General features: G+C 46.2%; 4 protein-coding genes. 3 read left to right on the forward strand and 1 reads right to left on the reverse strand.

Features of this window, described 5'->3' with window-relative positions; all coding sequences use genetic code 11:
- Nucleotides 1-27 precede the first annotated feature (27 nt).
- Nucleotides 28-228 (forward strand): hypothetical protein, encoded by a 201-nt coding sequence (locus F6K38_RS40145; RefSeq protein WP_287256772.1) that lies wholly within the window; start codon nucleotides 28-30, stop codon nucleotides 226-228.
- A 132-nt stretch (nucleotides 229-360) separates the two neighbouring features.
- On the opposite strand, the gene F6K38_RS40150 is transcribed toward F6K38_RS40145, so the two are convergent.
- On the reverse strand, nucleotides 361-486 hold the full coding sequence (locus F6K38_RS40150) for a hypothetical protein (protein ID WP_287263212.1): 126 nt from the start codon (nucleotides 484-486) through the stop codon (nucleotides 361-363).
- 382 nt (nucleotides 487-868) lie between these two features.
- Here F6K38_RS40150 and nblR point away from each other — a divergent pair, with 382 nt between their 5' ends.
- Entirely contained in the window at nucleotides 869-1564 is a 696-nt protein-coding gene (nblR, locus tag F6K38_RS40155) for a response regulator transcription factor NblR (protein ID WP_287263214.1), read from the forward strand.
- Nucleotides 1565-1574: 10 nt separating this feature from the next.
- Nucleotides 1575-2117, forward strand: a 543-nt coding sequence (locus tag F6K38_RS40160) for a DUF192 domain-containing protein (RefSeq protein WP_287360448.1), incomplete at its 3' end; no start/stop codon positions are given.

Below are 2117 nucleotides of genomic sequence, written 5' to 3' on the forward strand. Positions count from 1 at the left end.
AACCACAATGATTCCAAGTTTCGACTTATGTCAAAAAACTTCAAGCAAAATCTCAATAAACAACCTGTTGAGCACACTCTAAAAGGTCCTCGTCAAGCCGTAATCTATAGTATGCAAATGTTTTATTCCCTAGGCTATGGGGAGATTGCCGACTGGAGCCCTTTGGAACCTACTGAAACTCCTGGGGAAGTGATGACAACCATGATGAAGTATTGGCTGTTGCCATAACACCTTAAATTTCTGGGGGGCTTCCCCCCAGAGCCTTGGCTCCGGTCTGGTCCCGTAGGGTGGCCGAAAGACCAAGGTAAATCAAATAGGATCACATCAGGTTCGGTTTGGGAAATCAGTGACATAAGTCATTTAAATAGCCGTGGATAGTATTTCTACGGCTATTTTTTTTGTTTTGAGATATATGGAAAAAGGGAATCGGGAATCGGGAATCGGGAATCGGGAATCGGGAATCGGGGAACAGAGGGTGCATCTCATAGTTGTAAATAGGCTTTTTTTCCTCTTGCCTTCCCCTCCTGGGAGGGGTTAGGGGTGGGTTCCTCTTGCCTGTTTTCTGTTCCCTGTTCCCTAAAACCCAGGACTCTTTACCTCACCCAATTGCAAACCGCTGATAGCTGTTCGCGTAGCGTGCGCGTAGCGCATAAGCTGATAGCTGTTCGCGTAGCGTGCGCGTAGCGCATAAGCTGATAGCTGATAGCTTACCCATTACCTATTACCCATTACCCATTACCCATTACCCATTACCCATTACCTATTACCCATTACTCACTCAACACTCAGCACTATTTAATGACGACATGCTAAAACAGGGTTGGTATTCACCATAGTTATATCCAGCTTGTGCTGACAAGCATTATCTATGCCAAATCTGACCCTGGAAAGGAATCCCTGTGTCTTAGTTGTAGAAAACGATCAAATATTGGCGGAACGGCTGAGTCAGGACTTGAAAGAAGCAGGTTATCATACCGTCATTGCCCTTGATGCCTCCGTTGCTTGCCATCAAGCCTGTGAACTCCAGCCAGCAATGGTGGTTGTGGATAGAGCACTTTCAGGAGAATCAGGGCTGAGATTATGCGATCAGCTCAGACGTGAAGGCTCTCGCGTACCTGTAATCATGCTGATGGCTCATGACCGAGTAGAGGATCGAGTGGCTTGTATAGAAGCAGGAGCTGATGATTATTTCCTGAAACCCTATCGTAGCGAGCCATTTGTGAAAATGGTGCGCCTTTATCTAGAGCCAAAAACAGGAGGCTCGGAGCAGCTGAGGTTTGGAGAACTAACTTTAGACCTAAGCCAGCGTAGAGCCATGCGCAACGGACGGGTGATTGATTTGACCATGAAAGAGTTTGAACTGCTCAAGTATTTGATCAGCCATCCCAGGGAAGTATTAACTCGCGAACAAATTTTGGAAAATGTTTGGGGTTATGACTTTATGGGAGAGTCCAATGTCATCGAAGTCTATATTCGCTATTTACGTATCAAGATAGAAGATGAAGGTGAAAGGCGATTAATCCAGACGGTGCGTGGTGTTGGTTATGTGTTGCGGGAGGCTTAGGGTTGTGGGTATGAAGTTTCAAATCACTCTATGTGCAATAGCACTAAGTATTTTAATCATGGGCTGTTCAGCAGGGTCAGTTCCAGGAAAGATTACAAATAGTAACTCTGTGAAATCTGGTCAACCACCAGCAACAGCCCCATCAGTTTCACAATCACCAACCAAATTAGGTCAAATGTTACCAATTTCTGCTGAGGCTGACATCGCAGGTGAGCGGATTGGGCTGGAAGTGGCACAGACCCCTGAGCAACAGGCAATGGGTTTGATGTATCGCCTATCTCTAGCACCGGATCGGGGGATGTTATTTGGCTTCGACCCACCACGGCGTGTCAGCTTTTGGATGAAGAATGTTAAAATCTATCTGGATATGGTGTTTCTAAGAAATGGGGAAGTAAAAGCGATCGCAAAATCTGTGCCTCCCTGCCAAACCGATAAATGTCCTACCTATGGTCCAGGAAAGGAAATTATTGACCAAGTGATTGAACTCCGTGGCGGACGTGCGGCTGAACTGGGTCTGAAAGTAGGTGACCAGGTCACTGTTAAGTTTCTGGAT

The organism is Moorena sp. SIO3B2 (assembly GCF_010692525.1).
In the GTDB taxonomy this organism is placed as follows: domain Bacteria; phylum Cyanobacteriota; class Cyanobacteriia; order Cyanobacteriales; family Coleofasciculaceae; genus Moorena; species Moorena producens.

Bases quoted from the DNA above. Each gene is read 5' to 3' on its own strand.
- F6K38_RS40145 (WP_287256772.1), top strand. From the start codon at position 28: ATGTCAAAAAACTTCAAGCAAAATCTCAATAAACAACCTGTTGAGCAC.
- nblR (WP_287263214.1), top strand. From the start codon at position 869: ATGCCAAATCTGACCCTGGAAAGGAATCCCTGTGTCTTAGTTGTAGAA.
- F6K38_RS40150 (WP_287263212.1), bottom strand. From the start codon at position 486: ATGAGATGCACCCTCTGTTCCCCGATTCCCGATTCCCGATTCCCGATT.